General features: G+C 71.0%; 15 protein-coding genes. 4 read left to right on the forward strand and 11 right to left on the reverse strand.

Annotation, left to right across the window (positions count from 1 at the left end; all coding sequences use genetic code 11):
• Positions 1-121 precede the first annotated feature (121 nt).
• Genes IEY36_RS12965 through modA form a run of 5 tightly spaced genes read right to left on the reverse strand, consistent with a single transcriptional unit; the run spans position 122 to position 3,914 of the window.
• A complete protein-coding gene (locus tag IEY36_RS12965) occupies positions 122-475 on the reverse strand; it encodes a winged helix-turn-helix domain-containing protein (protein ID WP_188967498.1) in 354 nt (117 codons plus the stop codon).
• Complete coding sequence (gene modD, locus IEY36_RS12970; RefSeq protein ID WP_188967499.1) at positions 472-1,326, reverse strand: ModD protein; 855 nt, start codon at positions 1,324-1,326, stop codon at positions 472-474. The genes IEY36_RS12965 and modD overlap by 4 nt, the downstream gene beginning before the upstream one ends.
• Positions 1,307-2,446: a molybdenum ABC transporter ATP-binding protein gene (gene modC, locus IEY36_RS12975; RefSeq protein WP_188967500.1), complete on the reverse strand. Its 1,140-nt coding sequence runs from the start codon at positions 2,444-2,446 to the stop codon at positions 1,307-1,309. Before modC ends, modD begins: the two co-directional genes overlap by 20 nt.
• Entirely contained in the window at positions 2,446-3,144 is a 699-nt protein-coding gene (gene modB / locus IEY36_RS12980) for a molybdate ABC transporter permease subunit (protein ID WP_188967501.1), read from the reverse strand. Before modB ends, modC begins: the two co-directional genes overlap by 1 nt.
• Positions 3,141-3,914, reverse strand: coding sequence for a molybdate ABC transporter substrate-binding protein (gene modA / locus IEY36_RS12985; RefSeq protein ID WP_188967502.1), 774 nt, complete (start codon positions 3,912-3,914; stop codon positions 3,141-3,143). Before modA ends, modB begins: the two co-directional genes overlap by 4 nt.
• Before the next feature lie 90 nt (positions 3,915-4,004).
• Between modA and tsaA the strand changes: the two genes are divergently transcribed.
• Together tsaA and msrB are read left to right on the forward strand one after the other, a co-directional pair.
• Positions 4,005-4,445 carry a tRNA (N6-threonylcarbamoyladenosine(37)-N6)-methyltransferase TrmO gene (tsaA, locus tag IEY36_RS12990; RefSeq protein WP_188967503.1) on the forward strand — a complete coding sequence of 147 codons (441 nt, stop codon included), beginning with the start codon at positions 4,005-4,007 and terminating at the stop codon, positions 4,443-4,445.
• Between the two features lie 108 nt (positions 4,446-4,553).
• Entirely contained in the window at positions 4,554-4,970 is a 417-nt protein-coding gene (gene msrB, locus IEY36_RS12995; RefSeq protein WP_188967504.1) for a peptide-methionine (R)-S-oxide reductase MsrB, read from the forward strand.
• A gap of 192 nt (positions 4,971-5,162) precedes the next feature.
• Here the strand turns inward: msrB and IEY36_RS13000 are convergent, their stop codons facing one another.
• Both IEY36_RS13000 and IEY36_RS13005 read right to left on the reverse strand, forming a co-directional pair.
• Complete coding sequence (locus IEY36_RS13000; protein WP_229681294.1) at positions 5,163-6,761, reverse strand: GMC family oxidoreductase; 1,599 nt, start codon at positions 6,759-6,761, stop codon at positions 5,163-5,165.
• A gap of 7 nt (positions 6,762-6,768) precedes the next feature.
• Complete coding sequence (locus IEY36_RS13005) at positions 6,769-7,719, reverse strand: LysR family transcriptional regulator (protein WP_188967506.1); 951 nt, start codon at positions 7,717-7,719, stop codon at positions 6,769-6,771.
• Positions 7,720-7,832: 113 nt separating this feature from the next.
• On the opposite strand from IEY36_RS13005, the gene IEY36_RS13010 reads away from it, so the two are divergent.
• The gene (locus IEY36_RS13010) at positions 7,833-8,267 is read left to right on the forward strand and encodes a DoxX family protein (RefSeq protein WP_188967507.1); all 435 of its coding nucleotides are present in this window, start codon (positions 7,833-7,835) and stop codon (positions 8,265-8,267) included.
• A gap of 70 nt (positions 8,268-8,337) precedes the next feature.
• Complete coding sequence (locus IEY36_RS13015) at positions 8,338-9,402, forward strand: alkene reductase (RefSeq protein ID WP_188967508.1); 1,065 nt, start codon at positions 8,338-8,340, stop codon at positions 9,400-9,402.
• Between the two features lie 317 nt (positions 9,403-9,719).
• Here IEY36_RS13015 and IEY36_RS13020 read toward each other — a convergent pair whose 3' ends face one another.
• From IEY36_RS13020 to IEY36_RS13035, 4 genes are read right to left on the reverse strand one after another with little or no spacing between them, the layout of a single operon-like run.
• Positions 9,720-10,799 (reverse strand): DUF1513 domain-containing protein, encoded by a 1,080-nt coding sequence (locus IEY36_RS13020; RefSeq protein ID WP_188967509.1) that lies wholly within the window; start codon positions 10,797-10,799, stop codon positions 9,720-9,722.
• On the reverse strand, positions 10,799-11,872 hold the full coding sequence (locus IEY36_RS13025) for an imelysin family protein (RefSeq protein WP_188967510.1): 1,074 nt from the start codon (positions 11,870-11,872) through the stop codon (positions 10,799-10,801). The genes IEY36_RS13020 and IEY36_RS13025 overlap by 1 nt, the downstream gene beginning before the upstream one ends.
• The gene (locus IEY36_RS13030) at positions 11,872-13,293 is read right to left on the reverse strand and encodes a di-heme oxidoreductase family protein (RefSeq protein WP_188967511.1); all 1,422 of its coding nucleotides are present in this window, start codon (positions 13,291-13,293) and stop codon (positions 11,872-11,874) included. Before IEY36_RS13030 ends, IEY36_RS13025 begins: the two co-directional genes overlap by 1 nt.
• Before the next feature lie 5 nt (positions 13,294-13,298).
• Positions 13,299-14,576: an imelysin family protein gene (locus IEY36_RS13035; protein WP_188967512.1), complete on the reverse strand. Its 1,278-nt coding sequence runs from the start codon at positions 14,574-14,576 to the stop codon at positions 13,299-13,301.
• Positions 14,577-14,862: the final 286 nt, after the last annotated feature.

The raw sequence follows: 14,862 nt of genomic DNA on the forward strand, positions 1-14,862 counted from the left end.
CGAACAAGCCTCCGCGCCCAACACCAGGTATCGGTTTCCAAAGGCCCCGGGCCTTTGGTGGGGGCGTGAGGCACTGCCTCACGCGGAGAGGGCAAAACCCTCTCCGGTCCCGCCCCAACCGTCAGCCGACGCCCTTCATCCGCCGCAACAACGCCGCCAGCCGCGCCTCCGCAGCCCGCTGTGCGGCCCGTTCGATGGCGCGGTAATCCGCCACCAGGCTGCGCCCGGCATCGGTCAGGGTGGCGCCGCCGCCCCGATACCCGCCGGTGCTGGCCTCGACCACCGGGCTGCCGAGCTGGGTATTGAGCGCATCGACCAAATCCCAGGCCCGCTTGTAGCTCATCCCCAGCGCACGTCCGGCCGCCGAGATCGACCCTTCGCGGTCGATCGCCTCCAGCAGCCGAATCTTGCCCGGCCCAATTCGCCCGCCCCCCGGCAGGTCGATGCGCAGGCTCAGCTCGGCCGCCTCGGTCATGGCGCGGCCGCCGTGATGGCCACGCCGATATCGGCCGGCGGCGCGGCATAGACCGCCGACGTCACCAGCAACTCGGCTCCCGCACGGGCATAGGCGGCGGCATTGGCCTCGGTCACCCCGCCGGCGACGACGAGCAGCGGGTGCTTCGGCAGCCTGGCCATGGCGCGAACCGCCTCGGCCACCTGCTCGGGGGAGAGCTTGTCGAGCTGCACCGCATCCACCCCGGCGGCAGCGAACCACAGCGCCTCGTCGACGCTCTCGGCCTCGACCTCGATCTTGCGTTCCGGCTGAGCGGCACGCAGCGCGGCGACCCACAGATGCGGCGGCTGGCGGCCGAGAAAGACGCGATGCTGGGCAAACACCAGCACGCTGTCCGACAGGCCGAGCCGGTGCGGGATGCAGCTGCCGGCCATGATCGCCTTCAGCATCACGTCCTTCGCCCCAGGCAGGTGCTTGCGCGTGCAGGCCACGGCGATGCCCGGCCGGCCTTCCCGTGCGGCGGTCAGGATGCGCCGCGCGCGGGTGGCGACGCCGGAGGTCACCTCCATCAGCGTCTGCGCCACCTTCAGCCCGCGATGCAGGGCGGTAGCGTCGCCCTCGGCGATCAGCAGGTCCCCGCCCGCCTCGACCTGCGCGCCGGAGGCGGCCATGCGCCGCGCCGCCGTACAGCCGGCGAGCAGCATCAGGCGTTCGCCTTCCTCGACGCAGCAGGCGGTGATGGTCGCGCGGGTGCGGAAGGTTGCGGTGCCGCGCCGCTCGCCGATGCCCAGGCCGCGCGTCGTCAGGTCGCCAAAGGGCGCGTCCTCACGCAGCATGGCGAGCAGCCGTTCGTCAGGCAGCAGGTAGGGCATCGTCGCCTCCTGGTTCGATGGGGCGTTCGGCCCCTACGGCCATGCGATGGTCGAAGGTGACAGCCTTGACCAGCGCCCATAGCGGCATTCCCGGGCGCAACGCCAGACGGCGGACGCTGTCGCGGGTGATGCGCGCGAGCAACGTGCTCGGCCCGATCGCCAGGCGCAGGAAAACCTCCTGGCCCTCGCCAGCGGGTTGGATGTCGGTGAGCGTGGTGCGCAGGATGTTCTGGGTGGAGATGCCGCGCGGTTCCTCGATGGCGACGGCGATGTCGCGGGCGCGCACCCGCACTCGCAGCCGTGTGCCCGGCGCGCCGGGATGCAGTGTGGTGACCAGCGCGCCGCCGGGGAAATCAAGCCGCGTCAGCCCATCGAGCGGCGCCGCCCCCACCGTGCAGTCGAGCAGCACGCCGGCATCGCGCCGCGCCGCGAGCGGCAGGTCGGTGCGCGCCGCCAGCGTGGTGACCGGGCCATTGGCGAGCACGCGGCCGTGCTCCAGCAGCACCAGGTGGTCGGCGAGCGCGTCCACTTCATCGAGCGCATGGGTGACGTAGAGGATCGGTAGTCTGGCCACGTCGCGCAGTCGGGCGAGGAAGGGCAGCACCTCGGCGCGCCGCGCGGCGTCGAGCGCGGCCAGCGGTTCGTCCATCAGCAGCAGCCGCGGCCGGGCCAGCAACGCGCGGCCGAGCGCCACGCGCTGGCGTTCGCCACCCGACAGCCCGCCCGGGCGACGCGCGAGCAGATGGTCGATGCCGAGTAGCGCGACCACCTCATTGAAGCTTGGACCGTCGGCGTCTCGTGGCGCGCGACGCAGGCCGTAACGCAGATTGGTCTCGACGCTGAGATGCGGGAACAGCCGGGCATCCTGGAACACCACGGCACAGCGCCGGCGTTCCGGCGGCAGGGCGATGCCGCGCGCGGTGTCGAGCACCACCTCGCCGCCGATCGCCACGCGCCCTTCCTGCGGCCGCAACAATCCGGCGACGGCGGCGAGGATGGTGCTTTTGCCGCAGCCCGACGGACCGAACAACGCGGTCACGCCGCTCTCTGGCGCATCGAAGGCGACATCGAGCGCGAAGCCGTCGTGCCCGAAGCGGTGGCGCAGCGCGACCTGCGGCATCAGGCGCGACCCAGCAGGCGGTACATCCGCCGCGCGACGACTTCCGCCAGCAGCAGCCCGGCGATCGCCAGCGTGAAGGAAATGCCGGCGAGCCGCGCCGCCACGGCCTCGCCGCCGGCCGTCTGCGTCGCGGCATAGATCGCGAGCGGCAGGGTCTGCGTCTCGCCCGGGATGTTCGAGGCGAAGGTGATGACGGCGCCGAATTCGCCCAGCCCGGCGGCGAAGGCGGTGACCGCCCCGGCCAGGATGCCCGGCGACATCAGCGGCAGGGTGATGGTGACGAAGCGGTCGATCGGCCCGGCGCCGAGCGTGCGCGCCGCCGCCTCCAGCCCGGTATCGACCGTGTCGAGGCCAAGCCGCACCGCGCGCACGATGAGCGGGAAGGACATCACCGCGGTGGCGAGTGCGGCGCCCTCGGTGGTGAACACCAGCCGGATGCCGAACCAGTCATGCAGCGGCCCGCCGATCGGGCCACGGATGCCGAACAGCATCAGCAGCCCCCAGCCGACCACGACGGGCGGCACCACCAGCGGCAGATGCACCAGCGCATCGAGCAACATCCGCCCCGGAAACCGCCCGCGCGAGAGCAGCCAGGCGATGCCGATCGCCGGCAGAAGCGAGACCGCGACCGACCGCGAGGCGACCTCGAGGCTGAGTCGGACCGCCTGCCATTCCTCCGCGCTGAGGCCGAGATTCACTGCGGGATGCTGAAGCCGAAGCGTTGCCAGGTGGGCCGCGCCTCGGGCCCGGTCAGGAAGGCGAGCAGGGCGCGTGCCTGGGCGTTGCCCTCGGCCCGGCGCGTCAGGGCGAAGGGGTAGGTGACGGGGGTGTGGCTGCCGACCGGGAAGGTGCCGACCACGCGCACTCCACGCGACGCCGCCGCATCCGTGCCATAGACGATGCCGTAGGGGGCTTCCCCGCGTTCAACCAGCAGCAGCGCGGCGCGGACATTGTCGGCGCGGGCGAGGCGCGGGGCAATCACCGCCCACTGGCCCATCCAGGTCAGCGCTGCCTGGGCGTAGCGGCCGACCGGCACATGCGCCGGGTCGCCCGTCGCGATGCGGCCATTCGGGCCGAGCAGCGCCAGCAGGTTGGTCTCGCGCGTCAGCGCCACCGGCTGCGCCGCATCGGCCGGCGCGATCAGCACCAGTGAATTGCCGATCGGGCTGCTACGCGTGTCGTTCACGATCAGGTTGCGTTGCTGGACATAGTCCATCCAGGCCTCATCGGCCGACATGAACAGGTCAGCCGGCGCACCCTGTTCGATCTGCCGCGCCAGCGCCGAGGAGGCCGCCAGCGAGAGGCGCGGTGTCGGGTTGCCGCGCGCCGCCCATTCCTGGCCCAGGGCGCGCATCGCATCCGTCAGGCTGGCGGCGGCGAAGATCGTGACAGCATCCTGTGCCCGTGCTGCGGTGGCGCCAGCAAGGCCGAAGACGGCGGCGGCGGCGAGAAGGACGCGGCGAAGCATAGGCACACTCCCGGTATGCGTTATATGCAGTTGGAAATAGCCGAAGCGATGCGCCGCGTCCATCATGGCGCCGGCAAGGGGAATGAGACCATGGACTGGAATGCCACGCGGCCAGGCGAGGTGGAGGGCGGCATGCCCGATCGCGCCGATGCCGCGATCAGCTTCATCGGCAGCATCCGCACGCCCTTCGCGACCCGGGCCGACTGCCCGCACCGCGGCAGCCCGGAGGGGCCAGTCTGTCGCATTGAGATCGAGGCACCCTGGCGTCCGGCCCTGCGCGGCATCGAGCCTGGCGCAAGGCTTGAGGTGCTGTACTGGATGCACCTCGCCCGGCGCGACCTGCTGGTGCAGGCGCCCAAGGGAAGGCCGGCCCCGCTCGGCACCTTCGCGCTGCGCTCACCGAACCGGCCCAACCCGATCTCGTCCTCCGAGGTGGAGGTGGTGGCGGTGACGGATGAGGCGGTGTTGGTGCGCGGCCTCGATTGCGTGGATGGAACGCCGCTGGTGGACATCAAGGCGTTGCGGCGCTGACGGCTGGTGTGGGGCTATGTGCACCCCAATATAGCGCGGCGGGCGGGCGCGGATCGGGCACGCCATGCTATGCTGCGCCCCCGCGGCCGCCAGCCGAAAGGACCCAGGATGACGACGACGGAGAAGACCTTCCCCATCACCCGCAGCGACGCCGAATGGCGTGCGCTGCTGACGCCCGAACAATACCGGGTGATGCGCGACCACGGCACCGAACGGCCCGGCAGCTGCGCCCTGCTGATGGAAAAGCGCGCCGGCGTGTTCACCTGCGTGGGCTGCGACACGCCGCTGTTCCGCTCGGGCCGGAAATTCGAGAGCGGCACGGGGTGGCCGAGCTTCGACGACCCGCTGCCCGGCGCGGTCGAGACCACGGTGGACCGCAGCTACGGCATGGTGCGCGTCGAGGTGCATTGCGCGACTTGCGGCAGCCATCTGGGCCATGTGTTCGATGACGGGCCGCCGCCGTCGGGGCTGCGGTATTGCATCAATGGGGTGGCGATGAATTTCGCGCCGGAGGCGGAAGCGTAGATTGGAGGGGCTTTGCCCCTCCAAACCACCCCACCAAAGGGCAGTGCCCTTTGGAATGCCATCTGTTGGTACCGGGCGCCGGCGTTGGGCTGACTGCCAAAATGTCGCCCACGATTTCGCAGAAGACGAGCGAAGGTGCAGGAACCTTTGTTTCCTGCCGGGTGCTCGAGGGGCGACGCCCCCTCGACCTTCTTACGCGCGCATATCCTCGGCAATGAGATCCGACGCCTTCTCCGCCACACTGAGCACCGTCGCATTGATGTTGCAGACAGGAATGTCAGGAAACACCGACGCATCCACCACCCGCAGCCCCTCGATCCCCCGGAACCGCAGCCGCGCATCCAGCGGCGCGTTCGCATCCCCGCCCATCCGCACCGTGCAGGATGGGTGATACACCGTCCCGCCTGTCGCCTTCGCCACGGCGAGCAACGCCTCGTCGCTCTCCGCTTCCGGTCCCGGACGCACTTCCCGCGCGACAATCCCCTGCAATGGCGCCGCCGCCATCCAGCGCCGCGCCAACCGCATCCCGCGTACTACGCAGGCTTCGTCGGCGTGCTCCGTCAGGAAGCGCGGCGCGATCGCCGGCGCATCCTCCGCCCGCGCCGATTTCAGCGTCACCGACCCCCGGCTATGCGGCCGGCATTGCCAGACCCCGAGGGTGAAGCCCGGCTCCGTCTCCGGCACGCCGATCCGACCATCCTGCCAGGACAGCGGCCCGCCATTGATCTGGATGTCCGGCGCATCCAAGCCGGCCTCGGTGCGCGCGAACAGCGACATCATCCCCGGCGACCAGGTCAGCACGCCCTTGCCCGTGGTCAGCCAGCGCAGCACTTCCAGCCCGAGCCTCGGCCAGACGATGCGGCGATTGGCCGACCAGCGATGATCCGTCAGCCGATAGCTCAGCCGCACGATGTAATGGTCCTGCAGATTCTGCCCGACCCCCGGCGCATCGAACACCGGCGCGATGCCATGTTCCGCCACATGCGTCGCCGGCCCGATGCCCGACCGCATCAGCAGATGCGGCGATCCGATCGCGCCCGCCGAGAGCACCACGCCGAACCGCGCGCGAATGATGCGCTCCTCGCCACCGCGCCGGATCGCCACACCCGTCGCGCGGCCACCCTCCACCACGATGCGCAGCGCCAGGCTGTTGTCGATCACCGTCAGGTTCGGCCGCGACAACGCCGGCACCAGATACGCCCGCGCCGCCGAGACGCGCCGCTGCCCCCGCCGCGTCTGCTGGAAGGTGGCGAAGCCCTCGCGCCGCGGCCCGTTCATGTCCGCATTCACCGGCAGGCCGATCGCACGGGCGGCGGCGGCGAACTGGTCGAGCAATTCGGGCGTCTCGGCCAGATGCTCGATCGGCTGCGGCCCGCTGGTGCCGCGCCCCTCGCCACCGCCGGCGAAGGATTCATGGCGCACGAAATAGGGCAGCAGGTCGTCCCACCCCCACCCCGTGCAACCCTTCTGCGCCCAGAGATCGTAGTCCGACGGGTCCCCGCGCACATGCCCGAGCCCGTTGATCGATGACGACCCACCCCAGACCCGCCCACGCGGATAATCCAGCGCGCGGTTGCCCGTCGCCGCATCCGGCTCGGTGCGGAACCCCCAGGTCAACTTCGCGTGGTCGAGAATGCGCGCATAGCCGGCAGGGATGTGGATATAGGGGTGGCGATCCTTGCCCCCCGCCTCGATGATGGCGACCGTCGCGCCATGTGCCGAAAGCCTGTTGGCCAGCACGCAGCCCGCGGAGCCGGCGCCGACGATCACATGGTCGAAATTGTCGCTCATCGCCGCCTCAATCGTCATCGCCACGCGGCGCACCACCGGCCTCGACCGCCGGCACGTCCCGCGCCACCGCCAGGATCAGCCGCCGCAGCCAGGCATGCCCGTCATCGCTTTCCAGCCGCCGATGGAAGATCATCGACAGCCGCGTATGGCGGATCTCGACCGGCGATTCGCGCACCACCAGCCCATGCGCATCCGCCAGCAACAGGGCGAGCCGCCCCGACAGCGTCATCACCATGTCGGTGCGTGCCAGGATGCCCGGTACCGCGGACAGATGCGCCACCACCGCGCCGAGTCGCCGCTTCTTCCCCCGCGTCGCCAGCGCCACGTCCAGCGCCCCGTCGCGCGACCCGTTCGGCGAATGCAACAGATGCGGGAAGGTGATCAGCCGGTCCTCGGTCATCACCCCGCTCGCCAACGGGTGGCCCTGCCGCATCAACGTCATGAAGCCCTCGGGCAGCAGGCGGATGCGGGTGTAGATCGCCGGCGGCTCCGGCAGCACGCCGACGGCAAGCTCCGCCTCGCCGCGTTCCAGCAATTCCTGCCAATTGGTGCGGTCGGCATGGCGGATCGCCACCAGGCAGCCCGGCGCCTCCCGCCCCATGCGTTGGAGCAGCGGCGGCGCCAGCACCGCCTCGGCATATTCCGACAAGGCAAGGGTGAAGACGCGATCGGAGGTCATCGGGTCGAACGGCGCATGGACGGCCAGCGTATCCCGCAGCCGGTCGAGCACCTCCGCCACCGGTCCGGCCAGGGCCAGCGCCAGCTCCGTCGGCTCCACGCCACCCGGGCGGCGCAGGAACAGCTCGTCATTCAGCGCCGCGCGCAGCCGGGCGAGCGCGTTGGACACCGCCGGCTGCGACAGGTTCAGCCGCTGCGCCGCGCGCGTGACGTGCCGTTCGCGCGCCACCGCGTCGAACACACGCAACAGGTTCAGGTCGAGAGTGGAAAGGTCCGCCATTCGTGTTGGTGATGATGGACGTTCCGAAGCCCCGTTGGAAGCCGGGGGGGCTCCCGAGGCATGGTGCGCCCCACCGAAGGCCGTGGGGCCTTTCCGCAACGAGGATGATGACGATGCTCGACACCAAGACGACCACCCCCTACGCCGCCTTCCTGCTCCGCGTGAGCATGGGCGCGCTGTTCCTCGCCCATGGCGGGCTGCTGAAGCTGGCGACCTTCGGTGTCGCCGGCACGATGGGTTATTTCGGCTCGCTCGGCTTCCCGCCGATCTTCGGCCTGATCGTGATCATCGCCGAGATCGGCGCCGGTATCGCGCTTGTCACTGGCGTCGGCGTCCGCGTCGTGAGCCTGCTGGCGCTGCCGATCATGATCGGCGCCACAATGCAGCATATCGGCAATGGCTGGGTCTTCAGCGCCGCGCGCGGCGGCTGGGAATTCCCCGCCTTCTGGACCGTGCTGCTGCTGGTGCAGGCCGGCCTCGGCGCCGGGGCCTTCGCCCTGGATGTGAACAAGCTGCTCGGCCGCCAGGTGATCCCGGCCAACGCTTGAGCATCGACACAACGCGAAGCGTGGGCGGGGGAGCAATCCCTCGCCCCTTCGCATTTCGAGGATGATGACCATGACGCAGACCCTGTTCAGTACCGTTCGCCTCGGCGACATCACGCTGCGGAACCGGATCGCGATGGCGCCGATGACGCGCAACCGCAGCCCCGACGGCGTGCCGACCGACCTCAACGCGCTGTATTACGGCCAGCGCGCCACCGCCGGGCTGATCATAACCGAAGGCACCACGCCCGATGCCGGCGGCCGCGGCTATATCGACATCCCCGGCCTGTACAGCGCCGCGCAGGTCGCCGGCTGGCGCAAGGTGGCCGAGGCCGTGCACGCCAAGGGCGGCAGGATCGTTGCGCAGGTGATGCATACCGGGCGCATCTCGCATCCCGACTTCCTCGATGGCGGCTCGCCGGTCGCGCCCTCCGCCGTGGCGGCGGCGGGCGACATCATCACCAAGGCCGGTCCCAAGCCGATGCCGGTGCCGCGCGCCCTGGACGCGGCCGAGATCCCGGCGGTGATCGCGACCTATGGCCGCGCCGCGACCCTTGCCATCGAGGCCGGCCTCGACGGCGTCGAGATCCATGGCGCCAACGGCTACCTGCCCAGCCAGTTCCTCTCGACCAACGCCAACCTCCGCACCGATGAATGGGGCGGGTCGGTCGAGAACCGCGCGCGCTTCCTGCTCGGCGCCGTGGCCGCGGCGGTGGCGGCGATCGGGCCTGGCCGAGTCGGTGTCCGCGTCAATCCGGGCAGCACCTTCAACGACGTGGCCGATACCGACCCTGAGGCGACGCTGACGCATCTCGCCACCGCGTTGTCCGGCCAGGGGCTGGCCTATCTGCACCTGGTGGGCGGCGCCTACAGCTACGACGCGGCGGGCATCGCCCGGCGGCTGTTCGACGGCCCGCTGATCCTGAACGGCGGCTACGACGCCGCGCGGGCGGAAGCGGACATCGCCGGCGGGCGGGCGGATGTCATCGCCTTCGGCGTGCCGTTCCTGGCCAATCCGGACCTGCCGACACGGCTGCGGACCGGCACGGCGCTGAACGCGCCGGACCCCAAGACCTTCTATGGCGGGGATGCGCACGGCTACACGGACTACCCGACCCTGGCGATCGCGGCCGAGTAGGCGGGGCGGAACCGGAGGGGCTCTGCCCCTCCGAACCGCTTCAAGCCTGTGGCGAGGTGAGGTCCGGCGAGCGACCGCTTGCCCTGTCAAGCGATGGCGCGTGCATTGGCGTGGCGACCTGCGCCGCGGTCGGGAACGGCGCCGGGACCTGCGTCCGCGCAACAGCCGCGCTGCGCGGGCGCGGGATGCGTTCCATGTCCATCGCCAAAGCCGGCCTCCCAGCCGGCCCCCCGTCGATGGGAACCGGAGCAGGGTTGTTCGGAGGGCCGTCGCCGCTCCATTCGTCGTCCGCTGGTCATCGGCAAGCCCCCGTGGGATCACAGCGAGACGAGGTGGTTGTCCCAGCGCAGCCGTTCGACCCAGCCGGCCGGCAAGGCTGCCACCGCGCCATCGGCGCCGACGGTGATGCCGCCGCCAAGGCCGGAGGTGACGACGAAGCCGCCACCGCCCGCCGCGACCCCGCAGCCGTCGCGCAGCGGGGTGCGGAACAGCGCGCGCCGCGTCCGCGCCTCGATCACCGCCATCACCCCGCCGCGCGGGCTGGTCACCGCGACGAGCCGGCCATCGGCGGTCGCCGCCGTGCTGCCGGTATAGTGATTCAGCGCGTCCCAGAGCGGTTCCGCGCCGTCCAGCATGGCGATCCGCGCGGCGTCGGCGATCGCGACCAGCGGCGGCCGTTCGAAGCGCGGGCCTTCATGCTGCATGGCAACGAACACCTCGCCATCCGCGTCGATGGCGAGGTGGCGCAGCGAGAGCAGCGTGTCCTCCCCGGGCAGGCGGCGGCGCGCCTGGATCCGGCCGCTCGCCGCGTCGATCAGCACCAGGAAGCTGTCGATGGTCTCGAGGTCGAGCCGCGCGCGGGGCAACCTGGGGTCGGTGCGGATGCCGCCATTGGCGACCCAGAGCGACCGGCCGTCACGGGTCAGGCGGATGTCATGCGGGTCGGCGCCGCCGGTGGGGAATTCGCCGATGCGGGCGAAGTCGCGGCCGGGGGCATAGACGCCGACAACGCCCTCGCCCTGAGCATCGAGTTCGGTCGCATACAGCAGCGCGCCATCGGCCGAGTAGGCGCCATGGCCGCAGAACCAGCGGTCGGTGGCGCGGGCGATGGTGTGCCGCACGGCACCGCTGGCGGCATCGAGCACCAGCGCGTAGTCGCCGGGCCGGCGGCCGAACAGCACGGCGGTGCCGCGATCGGGGGCGACCGCCGCGCCATGGCCGCGCGCCGGCAGGGCCAGTTCGAAGCGCGGCGTGCCATCCAGCCCGAAGGCGGCCGCCCGCCAGGCACCGCTGGCATCGGCGGCGGCCGAGAGGAAGTATGGCGTCGCCGCCAGGCTCGGCTTCGCCAGAGCGACCCCGGCCAAGGCGAGGGTGCCGCGTCGTCCGATCGTCGTCATCAGTCGCCATCCGTCGAGTTGAAGCCGACCGGCACGCCGATGGCCGGGGCCACCCGGTCGGCCAGCAGATGCCGGGTGTCGTTGAGCGCCTGGACCAGCGCCTCGACCTTCGGGCGCCCATTCGCATCGGCCACGGCGGCTTCCAGGCCGGGTGTCACGCGCGTCGCGGCGGTGATGGCGGTGGCGAAGGCGGCGTCGATCGCGCCGGTCAGGCTGGGCTCGGCAGCGCTGGTCAGCGGCGCGAATCCGGTGCGCCACAATTCCTCCAGCGCGACAATGGCGGCGCTGACCAGCGCCAGCGACTGCCCGCTGCGCCAAGCCTCGGCCCGGCGGGGAAACGCCTCGCGCAGCGAGGGGCCGAGGGGCCGCGCCACCTCGCGCTCGGTGACGAATTCGATGCCGCCATGCAGGCTCTTGAACAGCACCAGCAGGCCGTCCTGCGGGGTCTGGTAGATGCCGCCGGGCGTGCCCTCCAGCAGCACTTCCTCGGTCGGGTGCTGGGTGGTCCAGGCTGCTTCGAGGCCGCTCGCCATGTCCTGCAGATTGCGCCCGATCGCCGTCAGCAGGCTGCGACGGAAGGCTTGGTCGGCGACGAGCAGGCGCGGCGCCTCGGCGCCGAACAACAGCCGTTCGGCGGCCGGCAGGCCTTGCGCGCCGACGCGGCCACGGGCGAAGGCCTCGGGTGTGATGCTTGCCGGGTCGGCGCCGCGCAGCAGTTCGGCGATGTCGCGCGTGATGGTGTTGCGCGTGTCGGGGAACAGGTCGATGCGGAAGCCGCGGTCGAAGGCATCCATCGGCCCGAAGCGCAGATGCCGGATGCCCTGGAAGGCAAGCGCCGTCCGCACCCAGGCAGCGCGCGCGGCATCGGCGGTGGCCGCCGAGGGGTTGGCCTCGACCGCCGCCGTGGCGGCGGCGAAGTCGTGCGCGGCGGCGGTGAAGGCAGCGTGGCGCGGCAGCACATGGCCGGCCACGATGCGCCGGATGGCTTCGCGTTGCGCCTCCGGTCCGGGCTGTGCCCAGGCCGCGACGGGTAGCAACAAGGCAGCGGCGAGCAGGGCGCGGCGAAAGGTCATCACAGGCTTCCCAGGAAGGCGAGCAGGGCGGCGCGGTCGGCGGGCGGCAGGCCGACCACCCGGTCGCGCGCCGCCTGGGCCTCGCCACCATGCCACAATATCGCTTCCAGCGCATTGCGGGCGCGCCCGTCATGCAGCAGTTCGGTATGGCCGCTCACCGCCTGGGTATGACCGAGGCCCCACAGCGGCGCGGTGCGCCATTCATGCCCGTCCGCCGCGCCTTCGGGGCGGTTGTCGGCGAGGCTTTCGCCCATGTCGTGCAGCAGCATGTCGGTATAGGGCCAGATGCGCTGGCCCGAGAGTTCCGGCCGGTCATCCGCGTGGCCGGTGGTGAAGGACGGGCGGTGGCAGGCGGAGCAGCCGATGTCGCGGAAGATGGCACGGCCGCGCAGCACCTCCGGCGTCGGTTCGGCGCGGGCCGGTACGCCGAGATTACGGGCGTAGAACACCACCAGGTCGAACAGCCGAGGTTCGACCTCGGGCTTGCCAGGGCCGGGGGAACCGTCGGGCGCGGCCCGGCACAGCGTCTGCGCCGGCGTACATTCGCCATAGCCCTGCGCCACGTGGATCGGCGTGGACAGGCCCATATCCGCCATGAAGGCGTCGGCCGACTGGTCGGCGAGGGTGGGGGCGAGCGCCTTCCAGCCGAAGCGCCCGAGCGCGGCATGGCCGAGCGCGCCGCTCCAGACCCGCGCGGCGCGGCCGGAAACGCCGTCATGGTTGCGATCATCGGGGTCAGCGCCGGCGAGGATGTCGGCCTCCGGCACCAATTCCAGCAGGCCGAGTCCGATCATCGGCGGCGCGACGCGCGGGGAGGTCATCAGGCCCGGCCCCGGCGGCCCATAGCCCCAATTCTCGATGCGCCAGGCGGGGCGGCGCAGATGGGCGACCTCGCCGCCGGCGAGCGGCACCGCCTCCTCGGTCCAGTTCACCGCAACATGGCCTTCGGCGGCATGGCCTTGGATGCCGAAGGTCTGCAACTGCAGCCCATAGGTCGGGTCGGGCGTGGCCGGCAGCGTGGAGGCGGTGGGTTCGGTCGGGCGCGGGGCGGTGGGCGGCACCGACAGGCGCATCAGCAAGGAGGACGCCGCCTCGCCCGCCTCCGGCGGCCGGCCGCGCCCGTCGCGCAAATGGCAGGACTGGCAGCCCCGCGAATTGTAGAGCGGCCCCAGCCCATCCGAGCTGGTGGTCGAGGATGGCGAGGAGACCCACAGCTTGCGGAACACCCCATCGCCGATGCGGAAGGTGAACAGCCGCTCATAGGGAAGGTTGCCGGAGCCCTGGGAGAAGGCCCGCGCATCCCCGGTGTTGCGCACCGTGGCCGCCCCGCCTGGCAGCAGCTCGGACGGGTCCGGGCGGTCACTGGCGAGCGCGGTGCCGGCCAGCAGCAAGGCGACCGCGGTCGGGATGAGGCGACGCATGGCGGTCAGCGACGCGGGATGCCATCGGGGTTGTCGAGGCTCTGCGAGCGTTCCAGCGTCACCGTCAGCCGCAGCGCGCCGATGATGCGCTCGATGGTGCGCGTCTGGTCGAGCAGCTTGTCGATGCAGTTCTGCACCACCGCATTGCCCTCGGTATTGCCGTCCGCGAGCATCTGGTCATAGGCCTCGACCGTCTCGGCGCGGGTCTTCATCGCCTCGAAGGCGGCGAGCGTCGCGTCGAGCCTGGCGCGCATCTCGCGGTCCAGTGCGGGGAAGCCGGCGCGCACGAAATCCGACAGCGACGGGCCGCGCACGATGGAGCCATCGGTGCGGCGGTATTCGCCGAGATAGACCGACCGCATGCCGACGATGTTGCCGTAATGGCTGTTGTGGGTGTTGTCGGAGAAGCAGTCATGCTCCTCCTCCGGGTCATGCAGCAACAGGCCGAGCTTCATCCGCTCGCCCGCCAGTTCACCGAGCGAGAGGCTGCCCAGCCCGGTCAGGATGACGGCGATGCCGGCATCGGTGCCATTGGCGGTGACCGCGCGGCGGGCGGCGCCATTGGGCTGCCAGCTCGCCGCCATGGTCTCGAGTTCCGCCACCAGCATGCCGGTGACGACGGTTAGGTAGGCGCGGCGACGGTCCATGTTGCCGCCGGTGCCGCCCTCGCCCAGCACGTAGTCGGTATAGGGCCGGTTGCCCGCGCCGGGACCGGTGCCGTTGAGGTCCTGGCCCCAGAGCAGGAATTCGATGGCGTGGTAGCCGATGGTGACATTCGCCTCGATGCCGCCGATCTCGTCCAGCTTGGTCAGCACCTCGGGCGTGATGACGGTGACGTCGATCGTCTCGCCGGCATGGGTGATCTGGCGCGAGGCGATGATGTTGGCGGTGAACAGCGGGTTCTCGTCGCTGCTCTCGCCGTAGCTGGCGGTATCGACATAGTCGATCAGGCCTTCATCGAGCGGCCAGGCATTCACATGGCCTTCCCACGCATCCACCACCGGATTGCCGAAGCGGAAACACTCGGTGCGCGAATATGCCGGACGGGCGGCGAGCCAAGCCTGGCGCGCCGCGGTGAGGGTCGCCTCGGATGGTGTCTCGATCAGTGTTGCGACGGCCTGCTGCAGCAGGCGCGCGCCGGCCAGGGCATCGGCATACATGGCGGCGCCGATATCCACATAGGTGGCGAGCACCGCGCGCTTCGCCGGCGCCGCTTCGGCATGCGCCTGGCGCGCGAGCAGAGAGGCGAGCGTGACGCCCAGGACGATGCGACGGCTTGGCATGACAGACAATTCCATTCCGGCAGGGAAGCGGCGGGGGAGGCGGCGTGCGGCCTGCGCGCCTGACGCGCCGGTATATGCCTCAATTGCAAACCGCTCGCAATCGCAATGCGGTCGGCCCCGCAGTGCCGACCGCTCTGCGCCGCGTCGCCGCCTCGCCCGACATCGCTGGAAAGAAGCCGATTTTCACGGTGTGGCGATGGATGGCAGCCTGGATGAAGTGCCGATAATGCGACGCAGTTGCGTTTCCGTCGATGTTATATAGTATCATGTTGTGATTGCGTCCGCG

This window comes from Neoroseomonas lacus (assembly GCF_014644535.1).
Classification (GTDB): domain Bacteria; phylum Pseudomonadota; class Alphaproteobacteria; order Acetobacterales; family Acetobacteraceae; genus Neoroseomonas; species Neoroseomonas lacus.